15 protein-coding genes are annotated in these 21,267 nt (G+C 34.7%); 9 read left to right on the forward strand and 6 right to left on the reverse strand.

Annotated features, from left to right (window positions below):
* Window positions 1–182 precede the first annotated feature (182 nt).
* Window positions 183–1,370 (reverse strand): redox-regulated ATPase YchF, encoded by a 1,188-nt coding sequence (locus Q7I96_09260; GenBank protein ID MDO9627795.1) that lies wholly within the window; start codon window positions 1,368–1,370, stop codon window positions 183–185.
* A 245-nt stretch (window positions 1,371–1,615) separates the two neighbouring features.
* Here Q7I96_09260 and Q7I96_09265 point away from each other — a divergent pair, with 245 nt between their 5' ends.
* A complete protein-coding gene (locus tag Q7I96_09265; protein MDO9627796.1) occupies window positions 1,616–2,254 on the forward strand; it encodes a cobalt-precorrin-7 (C(5))-methyltransferase in 639 nt (212 codons plus the stop codon).
* Between the two features lie 107 nt (window positions 2,255–2,361).
* Here Q7I96_09265 and Q7I96_09270 read toward each other — a convergent pair whose 3' ends face one another.
* The 3 genes from Q7I96_09270 to Q7I96_09280 all read right to left on the reverse strand — a co-directional run bounded on the left by Q7I96_09270 (window position 2,362) and on the right by Q7I96_09280 (window position 5,196).
* Window positions 2,362–2,736, reverse strand: coding sequence for a cupin domain-containing protein (locus Q7I96_09270; GenBank protein ID MDO9627797.1), 375 nt, complete (start codon window positions 2,734–2,736; stop codon window positions 2,362–2,364).
* 140 nt (window positions 2,737–2,876) lie between these two features.
* Complete coding sequence (locus tag Q7I96_09275; protein ID MDO9627798.1) at window positions 2,877–3,902, reverse strand: H(2)-dependent methylenetetrahydromethanopterin dehydrogenase-related protein; 1,026 nt, start codon at window positions 3,900–3,902, stop codon at window positions 2,877–2,879.
* A gap of 322 nt (window positions 3,903–4,224) precedes the next feature.
* Window positions 4,225–5,196 carry a TRC40/GET3/ArsA family transport-energizing ATPase gene (locus Q7I96_09280; GenBank protein ID MDO9627799.1) on the reverse strand — a complete coding sequence of 324 codons (972 nt, stop codon included), beginning with the start codon at window positions 5,194–5,196 and terminating at the stop codon, window positions 4,225–4,227.
* 244 nt (window positions 5,197–5,440) lie between these two features.
* On the opposite strand from Q7I96_09280, the gene Q7I96_09285 reads away from it, so the two are divergent.
* From Q7I96_09285 to Q7I96_09305, 5 genes are all read left to right on the forward strand, one after another.
* Window positions 5,441–6,229, forward strand: a complete 789-nt coding sequence (locus tag Q7I96_09285; GenBank protein ID MDO9627800.1) for an NAD+ synthase — start codon at window positions 5,441–5,443, stop codon at window positions 6,227–6,229.
* Window positions 6,230–6,277: 48 nt separating this feature from the next.
* Window positions 6,278–6,598 (forward strand): divalent-cation tolerance protein CutA, encoded by a 321-nt coding sequence (gene cutA, locus Q7I96_09290; protein ID MDO9627801.1) that lies wholly within the window; start codon window positions 6,278–6,280, stop codon window positions 6,596–6,598.
* Between the two features lie 258 nt (window positions 6,599–6,856).
* Window positions 6,857–9,721 carry a leucine--tRNA ligase gene (gene leuS / locus Q7I96_09295; protein MDO9627802.1) on the forward strand — a complete coding sequence of 955 codons (2,865 nt, stop codon included), beginning with the start codon at window positions 6,857–6,859 and terminating at the stop codon, window positions 9,719–9,721.
* Window positions 9,722–9,835: 114 nt separating this feature from the next.
* The gene (locus tag Q7I96_09300; GenBank protein MDO9627803.1) at window positions 9,836–10,039 is read left to right on the forward strand and encodes a hypothetical protein; all 204 of its coding nucleotides are present in this window, start codon (window positions 9,836–9,838) and stop codon (window positions 10,037–10,039) included.
* 164 nt (window positions 10,040–10,203) lie between these two features.
* Window positions 10,204–10,602, forward strand: coding sequence for a hypothetical protein (locus tag Q7I96_09305; protein ID MDO9627804.1), 399 nt, complete (start codon window positions 10,204–10,206; stop codon window positions 10,600–10,602).
* A 169-nt stretch (window positions 10,603–10,771) separates the two neighbouring features.
* On the opposite strand, the gene hisG is transcribed toward Q7I96_09305, so the two are convergent.
* Window positions 10,772–11,632 (reverse strand): ATP phosphoribosyltransferase, encoded by an 861-nt coding sequence (hisG, locus tag Q7I96_09310; protein ID MDO9627805.1) that lies wholly within the window; start codon window positions 11,630–11,632, stop codon window positions 10,772–10,774.
* A 389-nt stretch (window positions 11,633–12,021) separates the two neighbouring features.
* Here hisG and Q7I96_09315 point away from each other — a divergent pair, with 389 nt between their 5' ends.
* From Q7I96_09315 to Q7I96_09325, 3 genes are all read left to right on the forward strand, one after another.
* Complete coding sequence (locus Q7I96_09315) at window positions 12,022–17,103, forward strand: PAS domain S-box protein (protein ID MDO9627806.1); 5,082 nt, start codon at window positions 12,022–12,024, stop codon at window positions 17,101–17,103.
* Window positions 17,104–17,254: 151 nt separating this feature from the next.
* Window positions 17,255–18,547 (forward strand): amidohydrolase family protein, encoded by a 1,293-nt coding sequence (locus Q7I96_09320; protein ID MDO9627807.1) that lies wholly within the window; start codon window positions 17,255–17,257, stop codon window positions 18,545–18,547.
* A gap of 75 nt (window positions 18,548–18,622) precedes the next feature.
* On the forward strand, window positions 18,623–19,303 hold the full coding sequence (locus Q7I96_09325; GenBank protein ID MDO9627808.1) for an HAD family hydrolase: 681 nt from the start codon (window positions 18,623–18,625) through the stop codon (window positions 19,301–19,303).
* Between the two features lie 44 nt (window positions 19,304–19,347).
* Here the strand turns inward: Q7I96_09325 and tfrA are convergent, their stop codons facing one another.
* Window positions 19,348–21,000 (reverse strand): fumarate reductase (CoM/CoB) subunit TfrA, encoded by a 1,653-nt coding sequence (gene tfrA, locus Q7I96_09330; protein MDO9627809.1) that lies wholly within the window; start codon window positions 20,998–21,000, stop codon window positions 19,348–19,350.
* Window positions 21,001–21,267 lie beyond the last annotated feature (267 nt).

Raw genomic sequence — 21,267 nt, forward strand, 5'->3', positions numbered from 1 at the left:
ACTATTTAAAGCAAAAATTGCAAGAAATTTTAAATAACTAAAAAGGAGTAAATTATGGAAAATAATTTAATATTTGGAAATTTTGGCCAATTATTAAGTCTCTTTTGGTTATAGGAGGAATTTATTTCATTGTAACTTCTTTTTAAAAAAATGGTTTCAGTAAGAAATCATTTTGGAGTCTACTATCGACAAATAATACTTATAATATCGCCATCTTCTAATTCATGATCACTGCCCACCCGCATATTCTTACGGGCATCCACAGCATGCAAAAACTTCTCACCAATATCTGTATGAATCACATAGGCCATTTCCCTTGGTTTAGATCCTTTAGAGATTAATATAGCATCGGGTAAAACATTTCCTTTCTGATCACATAGTTTGTGTTCATCTTCCACTGGATAAACCACGATCATATTCAAAAGGTCAAATACTGCTTCATTTAATGCTCTTTGAACACCAGTACTGCCGTATTTTTTCAAAACATTTGCTCGAATATATTCCAGGGCCTTTTTCTGGTTTTCACTGAGTTTATCCGTTTCCAATATTTGGAAATCGTCATCTCCTGAATGATAACTTATAAGACCGGCCTGGGCCGCTCGGGTAAGAGCCATTTCTGATTCAGCTGAGGCAGGAATTACATGAGGATATTTTTCCTGTAATCGTTTGATATTCTCAGCTGATGTGGGTAAATCCGCCTTATTGGCCACGATTATAGTCGGCTTGGCGATTTTAAGAAGTTTTCCTAAAAATTCAACTAGTTCTTCTTTTTCCCATGTGGTGTAATCTGTTTCCATTTCTCTTCGAGCTTCTAAAATGTCTTCCAAGAGTATTCCTGTCCCTGAAAGCTGTTCATGTAGTACTTTACCCATATCCAACCTTTCAGACATGGCTTTTCTTACTAAACGTTCCCAGTTCCTTTCCACAATGGCATACAACCACATGGTGACTTCTGTTTCTAGAAAATCGACATCATCCAGAGGATCATAGGTACCAGCTTCTACTGGCCTTCCTTCTTCATCTGTGGAACCTGAGGCATCTATAACATGTATCAATACTTTGGCCTGGCGAAGATCGTCCAAAAATTTGTTCCCTAATCCCCTGCCTTCATGGGCCCCTGGAACCAGGCCCGCCACGTCAATTAATTCTACAGGTATTAATCGTACTCCTTCTTCACATTTTGAATTTTTAGGACTGCATTCTACTTCTAATTCCTTACATGGACATTTGGTATCCACATGCGAGACTGCTTTATTGGCATCTATAGTAGTAAATGGATATCCGGCCACTTCGGCCTCAGAAAGTGTGGCTGAGTTAAATAATGATGATTTTCCAACGTTTGGTTTTCCGGTAACTGCAATCTGGAGCATGGTATCACTTTTTTATTAGATAAATTAAATCCTGTTTTTATTAAAATATTTAAAGAAGTATAAAAATTGAAATTTATAAATTACTTGAATATTTACATATCAACTTAGTAATATAATATGAATATAGATTTATATTAAATTAATTAAATAAATTGTTCTTAATTGCGTATGTAAATTTTTTAATTGTTATAATTCAATTAATAATAATTCAATATTACGATTTAAATATCATGGAGACTAATTAAATGTCAAAACTTTATATAGCCGGCATAGGGCCGGGTTCTGCTGATTATGTAACTCCAGCCACTAGAAAAGCAGTTAAATCAGCTAAAATAACCATTGGAAGTAAAAGGGCACTAGAACTATTTCCAGAGGCCAATGAAGTGGTTCCATTGAATGTCAAAGACGTGCAGGAGAAATTAGAAATGGCCGTGGATATGGTTCATGATGGAAAAAGCGTTTGTGTCCTTTCAACCGGTGATCCTGGATTTTCAGGCGTTTTAAAACCGATAAAAAGAATAATTAAAGAAAAAGGATTAGAAAATAAAATTAATCTAGAAGTTATTCCGGGTATAAGCTCCTTACAGCTATGTGCAGCACGCCAGGAGATACCCTGGGACGAAGCAGACCTTATGACATTCCATGGGCGTGAAAATTCCCTGGAAGTAATAAATATCCTGAATAATGGCCGGCCCACCATTGCACTTCCTTCTCGCAGCACAGCAGACATGGCCCAATTTTTACTGGATAATGGAGTGAATCCCCAGAGAAAAGTGGCCATCGGCGAACGTTTAAGTTACACAGACGAAAAATTAGTCACCAGCACCCTGGAAGAAGTGGCCCAGAGTGATTTCACATATATGTGTGTTATGGTGATTTATTAGATAAATAAAAGTAAAATAAAACTTAATTTGAAATAAGGTGCTTTATTCATTATTTCAATTAATATTTATTTGAATTTCAAAAAAATTGTTATATAAAATTGTTATATTTATTCTAAACAAATTTCATCGTCTTCCTTACTCCAGGGCGGTGAGACCACACATAAAAACTTCAATTCAACATCAGAAATATTTTTTATAAATTGTATTTCACCGGGCGGGATGTAAACCGACTGTCCTGGCTCTAAGACGGCTTTTTCATCCCCAATATACATCAAACCTTTTCCTTCCAATATGAAATAAACTTCAGAAGATTTTTTCAATCGGTGTGGATGGGAAGACTCTTCAGGCCGCAAAATAGCATGAGCTATGCTACATTCCATTTTTATTTCCTTCTTTTCTCGGTCTGGATGCAATAACTCGCAAATAAATGTTCCATCCAACGTTTCAAAGTATCTTGCAGTTTTTAGATCTTTTATAATCATAGAATCAACATCATTTTGAATGTTTAAATTAATAATTGGCCTATTTGAAATAGTATAGTTTAAAAAACAGAACAAATGAGAATAAAAATAATTTAACTGAAGCTAGAGTTTGATTAAAAGTAAAAAAGAAAATATTTGTTTTATTCAAACATTTTCCGCATACATCTTCGGATGGTACCTTCAGCAGCCATTCCACCCATTAAATTCTGCAATTCATTGGCCAGGGCCTGTGCAGCCACCAAGTTGGTTGGTTGAATGGTTCCTTTTTGCACCCATTTATTTACGTTGTCATCCAGTTTTTCAAGAGTTTTTATTGCCGCATCCAGTTCTTCCTGTTCCTCGGATAAGTGCATGGATTTAGCACTCTTAATTAGAAGTTCAGGGTTCATGGCTTTCAGCATTCCATTAACACCAGAGGTTTCTACCAGAGAAGCAATGGTCTGTAAGGTCATTAAAATTTGTTTTTCCACCATTTCTTCTGGGGCCTTAATAATCTGAGTACCCACATAGTAGTAATCCAGAACACCAGATAGTGTTACTGCAGTCACCAGCGATCCCATATCTGCTACTGCTGAAGATACATCTGCGGGAACAATATAAGCGTCTTTTCCACAGCTTTCAGCTAGTTGCACACATTTTTGTATTTGTGCTTCAGTAGCAATATCCAGATCACTAGAGGAATGTCCACCAATAACATAGTGGCCATGCTGAGGAGTTCCAGGTACCGCTGCAGGGTGTAGGGAAGCTATTCCTATGTCTTTCCTATCTTTTCTCAGTTCACGCTCTAAAACATAGTATAATACTATAGGAGACACCGTACAAGTGTTGGCAATAATTCCGTTTTCAGGCATGTGTTTAGTAATTTCTTTAGCAACTTCAAAGGTTTTTTTACCAAATGGAGTGAAAAGAACTGCTATTTCTGCATGTCTAGCTGCTTCTGCATCATCAGCAGTTACTTTGACCCCTGCAGCTTCTACGATTTTCCAATGCTCATCACTTAACATTTCTCTATTTGGTTCAGCCAAGTAAACATCATGTCCTGCCTGAGCATATTCTATAGCCATTCGGCTTCCACCATAAGGAGGTACTCCACCGTATTTCTCTGGTAATTTAAGTTGGTTCACATAAAGATCCTGATTTCCTGCACCATACACTGAAATTTTCATTTAATTCACCACGAATAATTTTTTGTATCCTATTTTGCATCCTAAAATTTTTTCATTTATGCCTAAACAAAAATCTTATCTTATACTATATGCACCTAAACTACATATTAAAATTATATGGTTTAAATTTATAAACCCCTTTATAATTTCTGAAAAAATGGAAAAAAATAATAAAAATAACTATTTTTCTAATAAATAAAAAAATTTCAATGATTGATTATTATTAATTAATAAGTTGGATTTACTTACAAATTTTAAAATAAATATTTAAAAAAATAGGAAATAATAAAAAGAAAATAATAAAATATTATAAGATCATTAATTAAGCATTTGGTTGACCATATAACATTTCAGCAACTTTTTCTAATGATTCCAAACCCTTGGCTTCTTCTTTTAGTAACGGAATTTCTGCTACCAGCTGATCAGAGAATTTTTCCTCAATCACTTTGAGTCTCTTTTGTTGTAAGTTTCTTCTAGCTTCACAGAATTCACAATCAGTAACTTCTGGTAAGACCTGGTTTACAATAACTCCATCAGAGTGCATGTTATATTTTTCAAGTGCCGCCATTGCTCTTTCAGACTCGTAGATTGACATTTCTTCTGGAATGATAACCATTTTGAATGAAGTTCTGTTAGGGTCAGCCATAACATCTCTTGCTTCTCTGATTCTTTTTTTGGTTACTTCCATGTCTTCTAAGGCCTTATCTTCCTCTTCTTCATCACCCATGAAAGGCATGATGTTTTTAAAGGCCTTAGCCATACTTCCCACTTGTCTCCTTATATTAATCATTTTTCCTACCCAGGAATCCATCATTTCTGGGAAGGAAAGTAGTCTAAGGGTGTGTCCAGTTGGAGCCGTGTCGAAAATCACAATGTCGTACTCGTCAGTAGTCATGTACTGCATGAAAATATCAAAAGCAGCAGTTTCATCGATTCCCGGCGCCATGGATGCCATATCCATTTGGTCCTGGAGCATGTCCATTCCCATTCCAGGATTTGAAGCTTGTTGTTCTTGCATTTTTGCCTGATATTGTTCCATGGCCACTTCAGGGTCCACTTCCACAGCAAAAAGATTTTCAACCACAGGAGTTGGATAATGTCCAATTTCTTGCTCCAGTGAATCTCCCAGAGAGTGTGCCGGGTCAGTAGATATTACTAAAGTTTTTTTGCCAGATTTAGCCATCCATAAAGCAGTAGCGGCAGAAACCGTAGTTTTTCCCACTCCTCCTTTACCCCCAACAAATACAAATGTTGTTTTTCCTTTGTTGAATTTAAATAGATCTTTAAATGCCATTATAATCCTCCTACAATGAATATTAAAACTAATGAAGTTTAAAAATAGCTTATTCTATCCTCATTGGTCCTTTTTATTATTTGGATATATCGAATATATTATACTTACTTTTAAACTTATCTTATATCAAAGGCATAACATTATATTAAAATAAAATTATTAGAAAAATTGATTATCATGATTTTATTATTAAAAACACATTCTTTAACCATACTTGTTAAAAAGCATTTTAAGGCGATTATAAATGGAAAATAAAGAAATTCCCGTTTTAAATATAGAAAAGGCCATTGAAAAGATGGAAGAATTTATAAAAATAAAAGTGAATGATTCTGGAACATCTGGAATTGTTCTAGGCCTTAGTGGAGGTATAGACTCCACGATAGTGGCTTATTTATCTCAGAAAGCATTAGGATCTTCCAATGTGCTTGGACTTATAATGCCCAGTGAAACTACCTCATCAGAGGATGTAGAGCACGCGGAAGTAATTGCTAAGCTACTGGGAATTGAATATGAAATAATTCATATTGACCATTTGATCGAACCGTTCTATGATTTATGTTCTCATCAATCCAATGAGCTTGCTCGAGCCAATTTAAAAGCCAGAATAAGAATGATGGTTCTTTATTACCATTCCAATTCATTGAATAGATTAGTAGCAGGTACTGGTAACCTCAGTGAACTACTGGTAGGTTACTTCACTAAATACGGAGATGGTGGAGTGGACATATTGCCTATTGGAGATTTATACAAGACTCATGTCCGAGAAGTGGCCAGAGGCCTGGAAGTTCCGTCCGAAATAATTGAAAAACCTCCCACTGCAGGCTTATGGCCTGGTCAGACCGATGAAGAAGAACTAGGAATGGAATATGCTGTTCTGGATGAAATTCTTCATTTAATGGTTGATAAATCATTAGAAAATGATATAATTGCTAAGAAAATTAATTTACCAATTTCTGAAATTCAAAGAATAAGAGAGCGAGTAAAAAACTCCCAGCATAAAATTTGCTCACCAGAAATACCACCCCTCAGATAAAGATACTAATGAAAATTAATTATAATTCTTCCTAAAGGAGTTGATTAGATGTTTGCCTTGATTTATATTACCACTTCCAGTGAAGATGAATCTTCCCTCATAGGAGAAAAATTAGTTTCGGAAAGACTGGTTGGGTGTGCTAACATAATCAGTGACATTAAATCATTCTACTGGTGGCAGGGCAATATAGAAAATGACCAGGAGTCCATTTTATTAGTTAAAAGTCTGGTAAGTAAGGTTGATGACATTATAAAAAGAGTAAAAGAGTTGCACAGCTATGAAAATCCAGCTATAATAGCCTTACCCATAATTAATGGTTCACAAGATTATTTGACTTGGCTGGAAGAAGAAATAGAAACTGAAAATTGAAATATTAATTTATAAACTTAATTTTCAATAAAATATAATAGAAATTGTAGTTAATACATATTTTATGTATTTTTCATAATTAATGATATTCGATTATAATGGAATTAATATAATGAATATCAATAATCTTATTGACGCATCAATAGTCAGGATTTTTAAAGAATTAATTGAATTAAAGATTAAATTAGATAGAAAAGTAAAAATAAAATAAATTAAATCATTATTTACGAATTTAAACTTATTGTGACGGTGATTCTGTTGAAAAAGAACGTGGAGAGTAAATGGCAAAAGAAATGGGATGAATCAAAAGTATTTCAATCAGATCCAGATGAAAGAGAAAAATTATTCTTAACGGTTGCCTACCCTTATCCCAGTGGCGCCATGCACATTGGGCACGGACGTACCTATACTGTTCCTGATGTTTATGCACGTTTTAAAAGAATGCGAGGATATAATGTGCTATTTCCCATGGCTTGGCACGTTACTGGAGCCCCGGTTATTGGAATAGCCAAGCGTATACAGCGTCGCGACCCCTGGACCATGGATATTTACCAGAATATCCATAAAGTACCTGAAGAGGAACTGGAAAGATTCACAGACCCAGAATACATTGTAAAGTACTTCAGTAGTGAGTATCATGAAGTTATGGAACATATGGGTTATTCCATAGACTGGAGAAGAGAATTTAGAACTACTGATCCATCTTATCAAAAATTTATTGAATGGCAAATTCGCCAACTCAAAGACAAAGGCTATGTAAAACAGGGTGCCCACCCAGTGAAGTACTGTGGCGAGTGTGAAAATCCTGTAGGAGATCACGACCTTTTAGAAGGGGAAGGTGTGGGAATTAACGAATTAACCCTTCTTAAATTTGAAATTGATGGTTATTTCCTTGTCCCGGCAACTTTCCGCCCAGAAACTATTTACGGAGCCACTAACCTCTGGCTAAATCCTGAAGTTAATTATCTTAAAGTTAGGGCTGATGATGAAGAATGGTTAATAAGTAAAGAGGCTCATGACAATCTTTCACAACAAAAAACCTTAGAAATCATAGAAGAAGTTGATCCCAAGCCATTAATTGGTCGCATGGTAAAAAATATCGTTACGGGGGAAGAACACCCTATTCTACCAGCTAGTTTTGTTGATCCAGAATATGGGAGTGGGGTGGTCTTTTCTGTACCGGGTCATGCCCCCGCAGATTATATTGCCCTTCAAGATCTTAAAAACAATCCAGAACTTCTAAATAAATATGATCTAAAAGAAATTGTGCAAAAAATTCAACCTATTAATGTCATTACTTTAAAAGGATATGGAGAATTCCCTGCTCAGGAATTAATTGAAAAGTTGGGTGTTAAAAATCAAAATGATGCCAAACTCCAGGAAGCCACCAATGAGCTTTACAAACAGGAACATGCTAAGGGAGTTATGAGTGAGCATATAACCAATTATAGTGGCCGTAAAGTCTCGGTAGCCCGTGATGAAATAAGTGCCCAGCTTCGGGAAATAGGTCAGGCCAGTTTAATGTATGATTTTGCTGAAAGACCCGTTATTTGCCGCTGCGGAAACCGTTGTGTAGTTAAAATAATGGAAGACCAGTGGTTCATGAAGTATTCTGATGAAGAATGGAAAAATAAAACTCGAAACACTCTGGAAAGGATGAAAATTGTCCCTGAAGAAGTTCGAGCCAATTTCAAATATTATATTGGATGGTTACATGATTGGGCCTGTTCTCGTAGGATTGGGCTGGGAACCAAGATTCCATGGGATCCACAGTGGATAATAGAACCACTGACCGATTCCAGCATTTACATGTCATATTATACTATTGCCAAATACCTTAGAGAAATGAATCCTGATCATTTAAATGATGAATTCTTCTCACAAGTGTTCTTAAATAAACCTGGGGATGTTAAAGTAGAAGAAAGTCTTTTAAATGAAATAAAAGATGAATTCAACTACTGGTATCCGCTGGATTGGAGATTATCAGCCAAGGATCTGATTGGAAACCACCTCACCTTCCATGTATTCCACCACGCCGCCATATTTCCCGAAGACAAACGGCCACAAGGAATTGTTGTATTCGGAATGGGGCTCTTAGAAGGCCATAAAATGTCGTCCTCTAAAGGAAATGTAATACTTCTCTCTGATGCTATTAGTAATCATGGCGCAGATGTGGTAAGACTCTTTTTAATGTCTGCTGCCGAACCATGGCAGGACTTTGATTGGAGAGAAAAGGAGGTCAAAGGAACTAAGAGGAGACTGGAATGGTTCGTAGAGTTCGCTCAAAGAGTGGAAGACATACATGAAGGCCCACTCTACATCAATGAAGTTGGAACTGAATCAGATATTGTTCCAAAGAACTTCATAAGTAAATGGATGCTGGGCCAATTAAATCTAAGAATTAAAGATGCCACTGAAGCATTAGAAGGATTCCAAACCAGAAAAGCAGTTCAAGACTCTCTTTTCCTCCTTAAAAAGGATCTGGATCATTACTTCCACCGGATTAAATCTGACCTAGAGAATGAGGAACAAGTACCCGAAATTTCATTTGTTCTGGCCACGGTTCTAGAAGCATGGATTAGATTAATGGCTCCTTTCACACCTCACACCTCAGAAGAACTTTGGGAGAAATATGGGGGAGAAGGATTTGTATCAGAAGCTCCATGGCCCAAATATAATCCGGATTTAGTAGATGATAAGGTTCAAAAGGCAGAAGAAATCATCCAGGGACTGGTTAAAGATATTTCAGAGATTAAAAAAATTGTAGATGTGGAACCCGAAAAAATACATGTTTATCTGGCTCCGGAATGGAAATGGAATGTTTTTGACATAGCCCGCGAAGTTGGAAGGCCTGATATTGGTCGAATAATGGGCCAATCTGTGCAGCAAAATGTCCATGATGATAAAAAGGAAATTGCTGAGTTTGCTAAAAAAATAAGCCGGGAAATGACCCGTATTAGTTATGTAGGCTATCTGGATGAGTACCAAATACTTTCTGATTCTTTGGATTACATATCCGGAGAAGTAGGAGCAGAAGTTATTGTTCACCAGGACGCTGATTATGACCCTGAAGCTAAGGCCAAAAATGCCATGCCCTATAAACCGGCTATTTTCATAGAATAAACAGAAAAAGAATTTTAATTAGAATATTTTTAATAGAATATTTTAAAAATATTCAATTTTGTTATATTTTTTGTTAATTTTAGATTAAAAGGAATTCAAAGGAGGAATAGTCAAATGGGTAAAAAACCAGAAACTAATCGGGTGTATGCTACAATTATAATCAGTTTTTTATGGTTACTATCACTGGGACTGTGGTTATTTTTCTATGCCGAAAGTTACAGCATTATCCAGAATATTGCAGTATTCATAATTTCCATAGTAGTTTTGGGAGCTATTACCGTAGCTTTATGGGTCCCCTGGAGCATGAAAAATGCTTAAATTAACTTAATTTAATAATAAACTCTTTATTTTTAATTTTTAGCTTCTTAAAAGTAGTCTTAAAAATAAAATGTCTTAGTTTTATTTCATTAATAAATGTCAAGCATTATTTAAAATATTAAATTATTTTAATAACAAGAATTAAATCCATAATAGTGATCACCATGAAAATTAGAAACATCATTGCTATTTATTCACTTTTCATTGGTATTTTAATGATAGTTATGTGGAGCATGTTTATTTTAACTGGCCAGGTGCCAGAAATGGCCACTAAACCTGCTGAAATTATGCTGCACTTACTGGCCGAATTTATTACATCAGTTCTCTTAATAGGGGGAGGAATAGGCCTTTTAAAGAAGATAAAAATAGGTTACAACCTTAATCTACTGGCCCTGGGAATGTTGTTATACACCTTAATTGTCAGTCCAGGCTATTACTTGCAAAGGGGAGATTTAGCCTTTGTGGGAGTATTTTTCATGCTTTTAATAGCAACTCTGGTGTTTTTAATTATAAGTTTGAAAAAAGAATATGAAATAAAGCTGGATCGTTTATCACCCGAATAATCAATCCTCTTTTAAAATATTTTCAAATAAATTTTTAAAAAAAATAAATTTATTGAATTTCTTCATTCAATGCTTTTTTCTAATTTATATTAATTTTAAATAAATAAAAATTAAATCAAAAAAAAAGTATTAAAAATAATATAAAATAAATAGAATTCTTAAAATAGATTTATATTATTCTTTCTATAGGCACTACTAAAATATCCCGTGCACCTAACTTTTTTAATTGATTTACAAGTTTAAAGACATCAAATTCATCAACAACCGCGTGAACTGCCACTACATGCTCACTAGAAAGCACTTTGGATATGGTAGGTCCGGTCATGCCTGGCATAGCCCGAGTTACTTTATCAAGATTTCCTTCATCTACATTAAGCATAATGAGCTTTTTACCTTCAGCATCCATTACACCCCTAATTCCAGTGCGTACTTCTTCAATTATTTCTTTTTTTTCATTGTAGCTTTTAGGATTAGCTATTAATTTAATAGAGCTGTCAAGAATAGTATCTATTATTTTGAGATGATTCATTTTTAAAGTGGTTCCTGTGCTGGTGAGATCAGTTATGATATCTGCCACCCCAATAAAAGGTGCAATCTCAGTAGAACCACTTAATTCCACTATTTTAGCATCAATGCCATTTTTTTCCAAATATCTGCCAGTTAAATTAGGAAATTCTGTGGCCACCACTGTTCCAGATTCTATATCACTTAATGATTCCACTGATGAATCTTCTGGAACTGCTAAAACTAAACTAGCATTTCCAAAATTAAGGTCTTCTAATAACCTTATTTGAACATTTTTTTCTTCAATTAGGTCCAAGCCAGTTATTCCAATATCTGCTGCCCCATCAGCCACAAATTCAGGTATATCTGCTGCCCGAGTGAACATGACTGTTATATCCGGATGATAAGTATCTGAGAAAAGTTTTCTATTGGCCGTGTCTTTTAATCCAATCCCTGCCTTTGATAAAAGCTTTACCGAAGGTTCGCTGATTCTTCCCTTAGATGGGATAGCTATTCTAAGTTTCATATTCTCCTCCAAGCTAAATTAGTCCATTAATATTTATTATGCAATTTAATAGATGATATTTTATGTAATTAATCAAGAGTTAGTTTATAAATCAATTATGAATGTTTTAAGTTTTAAATTTCAGTTTTATTTATTTAATTTATATTATTATATTTTTATTCTAGATTTAATTTTGTTCTTCCTATTAACACTAATAGATATCTCCATAAAATCATATTATATGCCAAAATATTAATATTAACAGATTTATTGATAAAACATTACGTTAGATAAAAAATTTCAGTTGTATATTTTAAATAGTAATAATTTTAGAATATATAACAAGAATTTTAATATTAAAATCCATTTGAAATATAATTAAGCTTATAAATTAGGAATACGAGGTTTTTATGTCCCCATTTAAAATATTACTCGTAGAAGACGATGCTATTGAATCTCTCGATATTCAGAAGAGGTTGGAAATATTAGGCTATGAAGTTCCTTATGTAGCATCAAGAGGTCAAGAAGCAATAGATAAAGCTTCAGAGATAATGCCAGATCTTGTTTTAATGGACATTACTTTAAAAGGAGATATGAATGGTATAGAAGCCGCTTCAAAGATAATAAAATTAAATATCCCAATAATTTATTTAACAGCACATTCAGATGAAGCTACAGTTAAAAAAGCCAAACATACCCAACCTTATGGTTATTTAATTAAACCTTACGATCCTAATGAACTTAAATATGCTCTGGAACTTGCAATTTACAAGAGTAAAAATGATAAAAAGTTGAAAGAAAGCTATGCAATTTCTAAAGCCTTGCTAAATTCTTCCAATTATTCTGTTTTTCTAACAGATAATAAAGGAATTTTCTTAGATGTTAATGAATCTACTGCTCTGAGATTAGGATTTGATAAAATACAACTTATTGGTTCTCATTTTAAAGAATTTATAAATCCTAAACTTGCAAAATCACGCTGGAAACATTTTGAAAATGTTATTAAAACAAAAAAACCAGTTGAATTTGAAGATGAGCGAGATGGAATCATATTTGAACACCGCATCATCCCCATATTAGAAAACGGAGAAGTTAAAAAATTAGCCTCATTTAGCAGAGATATAACTGATAAAAAAATAGCAGAACAGACAATTATCGAATCTGGAAAGAGATATAAGACTATTTTTGACAATTCTGGCTCTTCTAGTATACTTTTTGATAAAAGTGGACTAATATTAATGGTTAATTCTGAATGGGAAAATGTATCCGGATATTCTAAAGAAGAAGTTGAAGGAAAAATGAATTGGATGGAACTTGTACATCCAGATTACCTTGATTTAATGATGAAATACCACCAAAAAAGAGAATCAGGAGATTCTTCAATTCCTTCCAAATACGAAACTCGCTTTATTAAAAAAAATGGTTCACCATTAAATATGTATGTTTCAATTGCCCCCATGGTCGGGAAAAAAGAATGGATAGCCTCATCCATAGACATAACTGATTTAAAGAAAACTCAGGAAAAATTATCACAGAATGAAGAACGTTTAAATCTGGCCATGCAAGGCGCCAATGCCGCATTATTTGACTGGAATATTAGCACCGGAGCTGCCTATTTTTCACCAGAATACTATCAAATGTTTGGCTATGAACCCGGAGAATCCCCAGCCACTTATGAATCCTGGATCAAGATTATTCATCCCGAAGACCGTGAAAAAACTATTTCAAACCTCAATCAACAATTTAAAGATAAATTAGATCAATTTAAAATAGAATATAGGGCAATATGCAAAGATAGTACAGAGAAATGGATTTTAGGCCTGGCTAAGGGAAATGAATTTGACGAAAATGGTATGGCCACCAGAATCATTGGAATCAACCTAGATATGAGTGAACAAAAAGAACTAGAAAAAAATCTAAGCGATAGTCAACGAACATTAAAAACATTAATGAGTAATTTACCCGGTATGGCCTACCGCTGCAAAAACGATCCTCAATGGACCATAGAATTTGTCAGCGAAGGATGTTTAGAGCTTACAGGATATACATCAGAAGATTTAAATGAAAATAAAAAACTTTCTTTTGCTTCTTTGATTCATCCCGACGACCGTGAAAAAGTCTGGGAAGAAGTGCAAAAAGCATTAGCAGAAAAAAAGCATTTTAAAATACCTTATAGAATAATTACTTCGGATTCTATAACTAAATATGTTTTAGAAAAAGGAAAAGGAATTTTTTCGGGTAAAGGGGAACTATTGGCCTTAGAAGGATTCATATCTGATATAAGTGAACAAAAAATAGCAGAAGAAAAACTTACTGAATCAGAAAATTATCTATACAAGATTATTAACACCATTCCCGACCCAGTATTCGTTAAAAATCGAAACCATGAATGGGAATTAGTAAACACTGCTTTTTGTGAATTTATTGGTCATAGTAATGAAGAATTAGTAGGAAAATCCGATTATGATTTCTTCCCCGAGCATGAGGCAGATGTTTTCTGGGAAAAGGACGAAGAAGTATTTATCACGAAAAAAGAAAATGTAAATGAAGAAAAAATTACTACTTATTCCGGGCATACGCACACCATTATCACTAAAAAAACTGTTTACAATGATAAAACCGGAGCAGATCACTTGGTCGGTGTTATCCGTGATGTGACAGATTTAAAAAATGTGCAAAAATCTTTAAAAAAGCAATACAATTTCCTTCAAAATTTAATGGACAGTATACCTAACCCTATTTTCTATAAAGATGTTAATTACAAGTATAGAGGATGTAATACTGCATTTGAAGAAGTTTTAGGCAAATCTAAAAAATCAATCATTGGAAAAACAGTTTATGACTTAAATCCTCCTGAATTATCAGATAAATTCCATGAAAAAGATCAAAAACTATTTGAAAATCCCGGCGCCCAGAGGTATGAATCTCCTGTAAAATATGCTGATGGCACTATACATGAAATCCTTTTTGTAAAAAATACCTACAATGACCCCAATGGTAATTTAGCCGGAATGATTGGAGTAATGTCTGACATTACAGAAATAAGAAATGCTGAGAAAGCATTGAAAATCTCAGAAAGAGAATATAGGGAAGTTTTTGAAAATATGGATACTGCATTAGCAGTTTATGAAGCCTTACATGACGGCGAAGACTTCATAATTAAAGATTTCAACCTTGCAGGTGCCAAAATAGAGCAAGTATCTAGAAAAGAGGTTATTGGTAAAAAAATTACTGAAGCATTCCCCGGAGTAATAGAATTCGGACTATTTGATGTGTTTAAAAGGGTCTGGAAAACCGGGACCCCGGAAAGGTTCCCTATTTCATTTTATAAGGACGAAAGAATTTCGGGCTGGCGTGAAAATTATGTTTACAAATTAGCTTCAGGCGAAGTTGTAGCAGTTTATGATGATTTAACTGAAAAAAAGCAGGCCGAAGAAGAAATAATTCTTAATCAGAATAGATTAAAAAGTTTGGTTAAAATATTGCAGTATAATCCAGAATCGGTTCAAGAACTATTAGATTATGCTCTTAGAGAAGCAATTGAACTTACTAAAAGTAAAATAGGTTATATTTACCATTATTATCCTGATAAAGAAGAATTTATTCTAAATACCTGGTCAAAAGGTGTTATGGAAGAGTGTTCAGTTGAGAAAGCACCTGCAATCTATAAACTAGAAAAAACAGGTATTTGGGGAGAAGCCGTTCGCCAGAAAAAATCATTTATTATAAATGACTTCCAATCCCACCATCCACTTAAAAAGGGCTATCCTGAAGGACACGCTCCACTTTATAAATACATGACTCTTCCAGTTTTTAGTAGAAACGAAATTGTGGCCGTGGTGGGTGTGGCCAATAAAGAAGAAGATTACAATGCAACAGATTTGCTGCAGTTAGAATTACTTATGGATGCTGTTTGGAAAGGTGTAGATCGTCAAAAATTTGAAGAAGCTTTACAGATTTCTGAAATACAATATAAATCTATTTTTGAAAATACAGGCACAGCCACCGCTATAAGCGAGGAAGATATGGTTTTATCCTTGGTTAATGAAGAATTTTGTGAACTTAGTGGTTATTCTAAAGAAGAAATAGAAAATAAACTGACCTGGACTGAATTCTTTGTGGAAGACCAATTAGAACTAATGAAAAAATACCATAGGCTGCGCCGAATAGATCCTAAAAAAGCGCCGAAAAACTATGAAAGCCAGTTAATAGATCGCGAAGGTAATATTAAAGACGCTTATATGAGTGTAGCTATGATTCCTGGTACTAAAAAGAGTTTAGTATCAGTCCTGGATATAACTGAAAAGAAAAGATCACGTACTAATCTTAAAAAAGAACTTAAAATTAATCAATCTCTAGCACATATATACTCCCCCATTATTTCTCCTGATTCAAGCATAGAGGACGTAGCGTCAGTAATTTTAAAAGAGTCAAAAGAATTAACTGGAAGTTTGCAGGGTTATGTTTCTTCCATAGATCCAAAAACAGGATATAATATAATCCATACTTTGACTAAAATGATGCCTAACTGTAAAGTATTGGTAGAAGAAGAACGGCTTGAATTCCCAAAAGGAGCCGATGGCAAATATAATGGTCTTTGGGGTTATTCATTGAATATAGGAAATTCTTTCTTTACTAATTCACCACAAGAACATGAGTCATCAGCAGGAATTCCCGAAGGACATATTAAGTTAGAAAATTTTCTATCAGTGCCTATTTTTTCAGAGAAAAAATTGGTAGGGCAAATTGCACTCGCTAATTCCCCTCGCGATTATTCTAAAAAAGACATAGATGCCATAACTAGAATTGGTGAATTTTATGCGCTAGCCATTCATAGTAAAGAAGCTGACAAAGAAATAAGGAACTCTTTAGAGGAAAAAGATACTCTTTTAAGAGAAATTCATCACCGGGTTAAAAACAATATGCAAATAATTTCCAGCCTCCTTAATCTACAAAAATACTGGGATTCTGATGTAGATCCACTGGAACTAATTGAAGACAGTCAGAATAGAATAAGAACCATGTCTATTGTCCATGAATTGTTATATCAATCTGAAAACCTGTCAAAAGTTGATTTAAAGGTATACATACAAAAATTGACCAATTACCTATTTGAACAATACTCTGCTAGAAGCCGGAAAATAACTTTATGGACCGATTTAGAAGAGGGTTACTTAAATATTGAAACATCAGTCCCTTGTTGTTTAATAGTAAATGAACTAGTTTCAAATAGCCTAAAACATGCTTTCCAGTCAGGAGATGGAGAAATTCAGATATTATTCCATAAGTTGAATGAGAAATATGAATTAATAGTTAAAGATAATGGAATTGGTCTTCCAAAAGATTTTGATTTGGAAAAATCCCACACCTTAGGATTATTTTTAGTAAAAAGCTTGATTGATCAAATCGATGGAGTATTAGAAGTTAAAAATGATAATGGTGTGGAATTTAAAATAGTTTTTGAGGAACTTATATATAAAAAGAGATTTTAGTTATTAAACATTGATTAATATTCCTGAAATTAAATTTATGACTAATTAATTAAATTAATATTCATTTTATCAATATATTAAAAAGTGGAGTTATTAAAAAATAAATTACTATATACGATAACTTTTAACAAAATTCAATTAGAGGCCGAATATGGAAAATCATACCATTCTAATAAAAAATGCTCAAATATTAGGCGGAACAGTGAATAATGGATCCGTGTTAATAGAAAATGATAAAATTATTGAAATCAATGATAAGATTGATTTTAGCCATATAGATAAAGTCATAGATGCTGAAAATAAAATTTTAATGCCCGGAATGGTCAATACCCATACTCACCTATCCATGAGTTTGCTTAGAGGTCTGGCCGATGATTTACCACTGGACACCTGGTTAAATGAACATATATGGCCCATGGAGGCCCACCTAAATGGAGATTACTGCTATGCCGGGGCTTTATTGGCCTGCGTGGAAATGATAAAATCGGGAACCACTACCTTTAATGATATGTACTTTTTTATGGATGATGTGGCCCGGGCCGCAGATGAAGCCGGCCTAAGGGGCATTTTAAGCCACGGCATGATTGATCTAGGCGACGAAGAAAAAAGAAAGGCTGAGTTTAAGGAAAGCAAGCGCCTCATTGAAGAATGTCATGACACTGCAGATGGGAGAATAACCGTAGCATTTGGACCTCACTCAGCATACACCTGTTCTAAAGAACTTTTGAAAGGAGTAAGAAAGGAAGCTAATAAATATGGCAATCATATACACATCCATGTAGCTGAGACGGAATATGAAGTTCAACAAGTAATGGGGGCCCATGGGAAACGTCCATTTGAATATTTAGATGAAATTGGCCTTTTAGGAGAGGATGTTCTGGCCGCTCATGCCGTGCACCTTTCTACAGATGAAATAGAAATTGTAAAAAAAAGGGGAGTTAAATTATCTCACAATCCAGCCAGTAATATGAAACTAGCTTCAGGAGTTTCACCAGTGCCTGAGATGCTTAAAAAAGGAATCTGTGTATCCCTGGGAACCGATGGTGCCGCTTCCAATAACAATTTAGATATGTTAGAAGAGATGAAACTTGCTGCACTGCTCCAGAAAATCCATAATATGGATCCTACTTATTTAACTGCCCAGCAAACCTATGAAATGGCCACTATTAATGGAGCCCATGCTCTGGGAATGGAAAGTGATATTGGAACTATCGAAGTGGGTAAAAAGGCAGATTTAGTTCTTTTAGATTCTAAAGCCCCTCATTTAACACCATTTAGAAACCCATTATCCCACCTTGTTTATTCCGCCAGTGGCAGTGATGTAAATACTACCATATGTAATGGAAAGATCTTAATGGAAAATAGAGAAGTTTTAAGCATTCCTGAAGCACAAATAATTGAAATGTCTCAGAACGCTGCTGAAGAAATGCTTTCTAAAAATTAATTTCTTTTAATTTTTTTATTTATTATAATATATTATCATGAAATATTTCCAAAAACATGAAAATTAGGACATAATATGAATCCATTAGTACTTTTTGACATTGACAAAACCCTTATTGACCGTTCAGAGTGTCATCACCAGGCATTTATACATGCCTTTAAGAAAATTTATGGAGTGGATACTTCGGTGGAAGTAATCAACTATCATGGAAAGACAGATCCCCAAATTATGCATGAGGTTTTACTTGCAGAAGGCCTCGATGAAAATGACATCTGTCCATTTAAAAATGATTTTCTTAATTCTATCTCCAATTATTTTATTGCTAATGTAAAGTATGATAAAATTAAAGTAATTGATGGGGCTATGCCACTACTAAAAGAGCTTGAAAATCGAAAAGTGCTACTGGGACTTCTGACTGGAAATATAGAAACTATTGCCTATTCCAAGCTCAATCACGTGGGCCTGGGCCACTATTTTAAATTAGGAGGATTTGGAAGCGATAGCCATTATAGGCCAAATCTAGTCTTAAAGGCCATACAAAGGGCAGAAAATGATTTTAGGTTTGTGAGAAATAAAAATAATGTTTTTGTGGTGGGCGATACACCTCTGGATGTGGCCGCTGGTTTAAAAGCTGGGATTTTGACCATTGGTGTGGCCAGTGGGGAGTATTCTAAAAATGAATTACTGAATAGCGGGGCCCACTATGTTTTAGATGATTTAAGGAACAAAAATAAGTTTTTAAAAATATTATTATGAATTGTTAGTTGTTTTTAAAATTAATAAAAATAATGAAAAAAAAATCAGACCCGACTAATCAGGCCAATCTTACCATTTCTATTTAAAACTATACTCTTTTTCCAGTCATCCCTAGTTTCTGGGAAGTCCTCACGGTAATGGGCCCCCCGACTTTCCTGTCTTAAAACAGCCGCAGTAATAACCATTTTGGCAGTTTCGATCATGTTCTCTACTTCCAAGGCTTCCTGCAAGTAGCGGTTAAACTTAGATTCCTCAGGAACATTCATTCTACTTATTTGTCCTTCTAGTTGACTTATTGTTCTCAAAGCCATCCTTAAACCTTGTTCACTACGTATAATGGCCACATTATCCCACATAGTTTCTTGAAGTTTCTTTTTAAGCTGTTGAGGTGGAATATCCCCATCTTGAATTTTACCTTGAATTCTCTTTTCTTCTTTTTCTACAAAGGCTTGATTCAATTCATCACCAGATTTTAAGGCGTTTTCAGCGGCAGCTTTACCGGCCCTTTCCCCAAATACTTGAGTATCAGCCAGTGCATTTCCACCTAGACGATTAGCCCCGTGAACTCCCCCTGTGACTTCACCAGCGGCAAACAGATTTTCCACACTACTGTGACCATTTTCATCAATTTTCACCCCACCCATAAAGTGATGGGCAGTAGGAGCTACTTCCATTGGTTCTTTACGAATATCCACACCAACATCCTGGAATTGTAGAATCATAGTCTCCAACTTTTCTTCAATAAGTTCGGGATCAATGTGAGTGACATCCAGGAAAACTCCCCCATTTTTAGTACCTCTTCCTCCCCTAATTTCATTGTAAATGGCCCGAGCCACCACATCCCGCGTGGCCAGTTCCATACGAGAATCATAATTACCCATGAATCTATTACCCTCTTTATCCAGGAGAATTCCACCTTCTCCCCTTACGGCCTCGGTAACCAGAACCCCTTTTCTTGAGTCGGGATAAACCATTCCTGTGGGGTGAAATTGCACCTGTTCCATGTCAATTAGATCTGCTCCAGCATTCCAGGCCAGTGCAAAACCATCCCCGCCTTTTTGAACCGTATTTGATGTGACCGGGTAAATCTGACCGGCACCACCCGTGGCCATTATAGTGGATTTGGCATGAAATATAAGGATTTTAGAATCTTTTAGGGATAACCCCACTGCACCTTGGACTTTTTCCCGGTTTTCGTCTGTAATAAGGGCTGTTATCATTATCTCATCCAGAGTAGTGATTTCCCGCCGAATAACTTCTTCTTTAAGAGCAGTTATCATTTCATGCCCGGTCCGGTCTCCTTGAAAGCAGGTTCTTCTAAATGTCTGACCACCAAAAGGCCTTTGATCCAGTTCTCCAGATTCCTGGCGATCAAACATGGCCCCGTAATTTTCCAGATCCACCAACCGTTCTGGTGATTCATCCACCAGTATCCTGGCCAATTCTGGGTCATTTATGAAGCCTCCTCCTTTTAGAGTATCTTCATAGTGAATGTTGGTGTTGTCGTCACAGTCCACATAGGCAAAAGCAGCATTATATCCACCTTCAGCCATTCCTGTACATCCTGATTTAAATGATAGTCCTTTAGAAACAATTATTGGTTTTAAATTGTGATTAGAAACTTCTATTGCTGCTCTACATCCCGCGCCTCCAGAACCAATAATCAGCACATCACATTTATAAAATTCGCTTTCCATGATTTTTCATTGATTATTATGATTATTATAATTTTATGAAAACCACACCAATATAAAATATAAAAATTTTCAAATAAAATAAATTCAATTATAGTGAATTTAAAAAATTAATATAACTGTGAACCATATAAATCAAATACAAGTTTATTAACAGTTCTAATATAACTTTAAAATTAAAGATTTAACTTAATTTAAAAATAATTAATGTGATCTAAAAAATTCCTAATTTTATAGACCACATAATAACTCAAAAATCATTTTGGGGGC

The sequence above is a fragment of the Methanobacteriaceae archaeon genome (assembly GCA_030656015.1).
Taxonomy (GTDB): Archaea; Methanobacteriota; Methanobacteria; order Methanobacteriales; family Methanobacteriaceae; genus UBA349.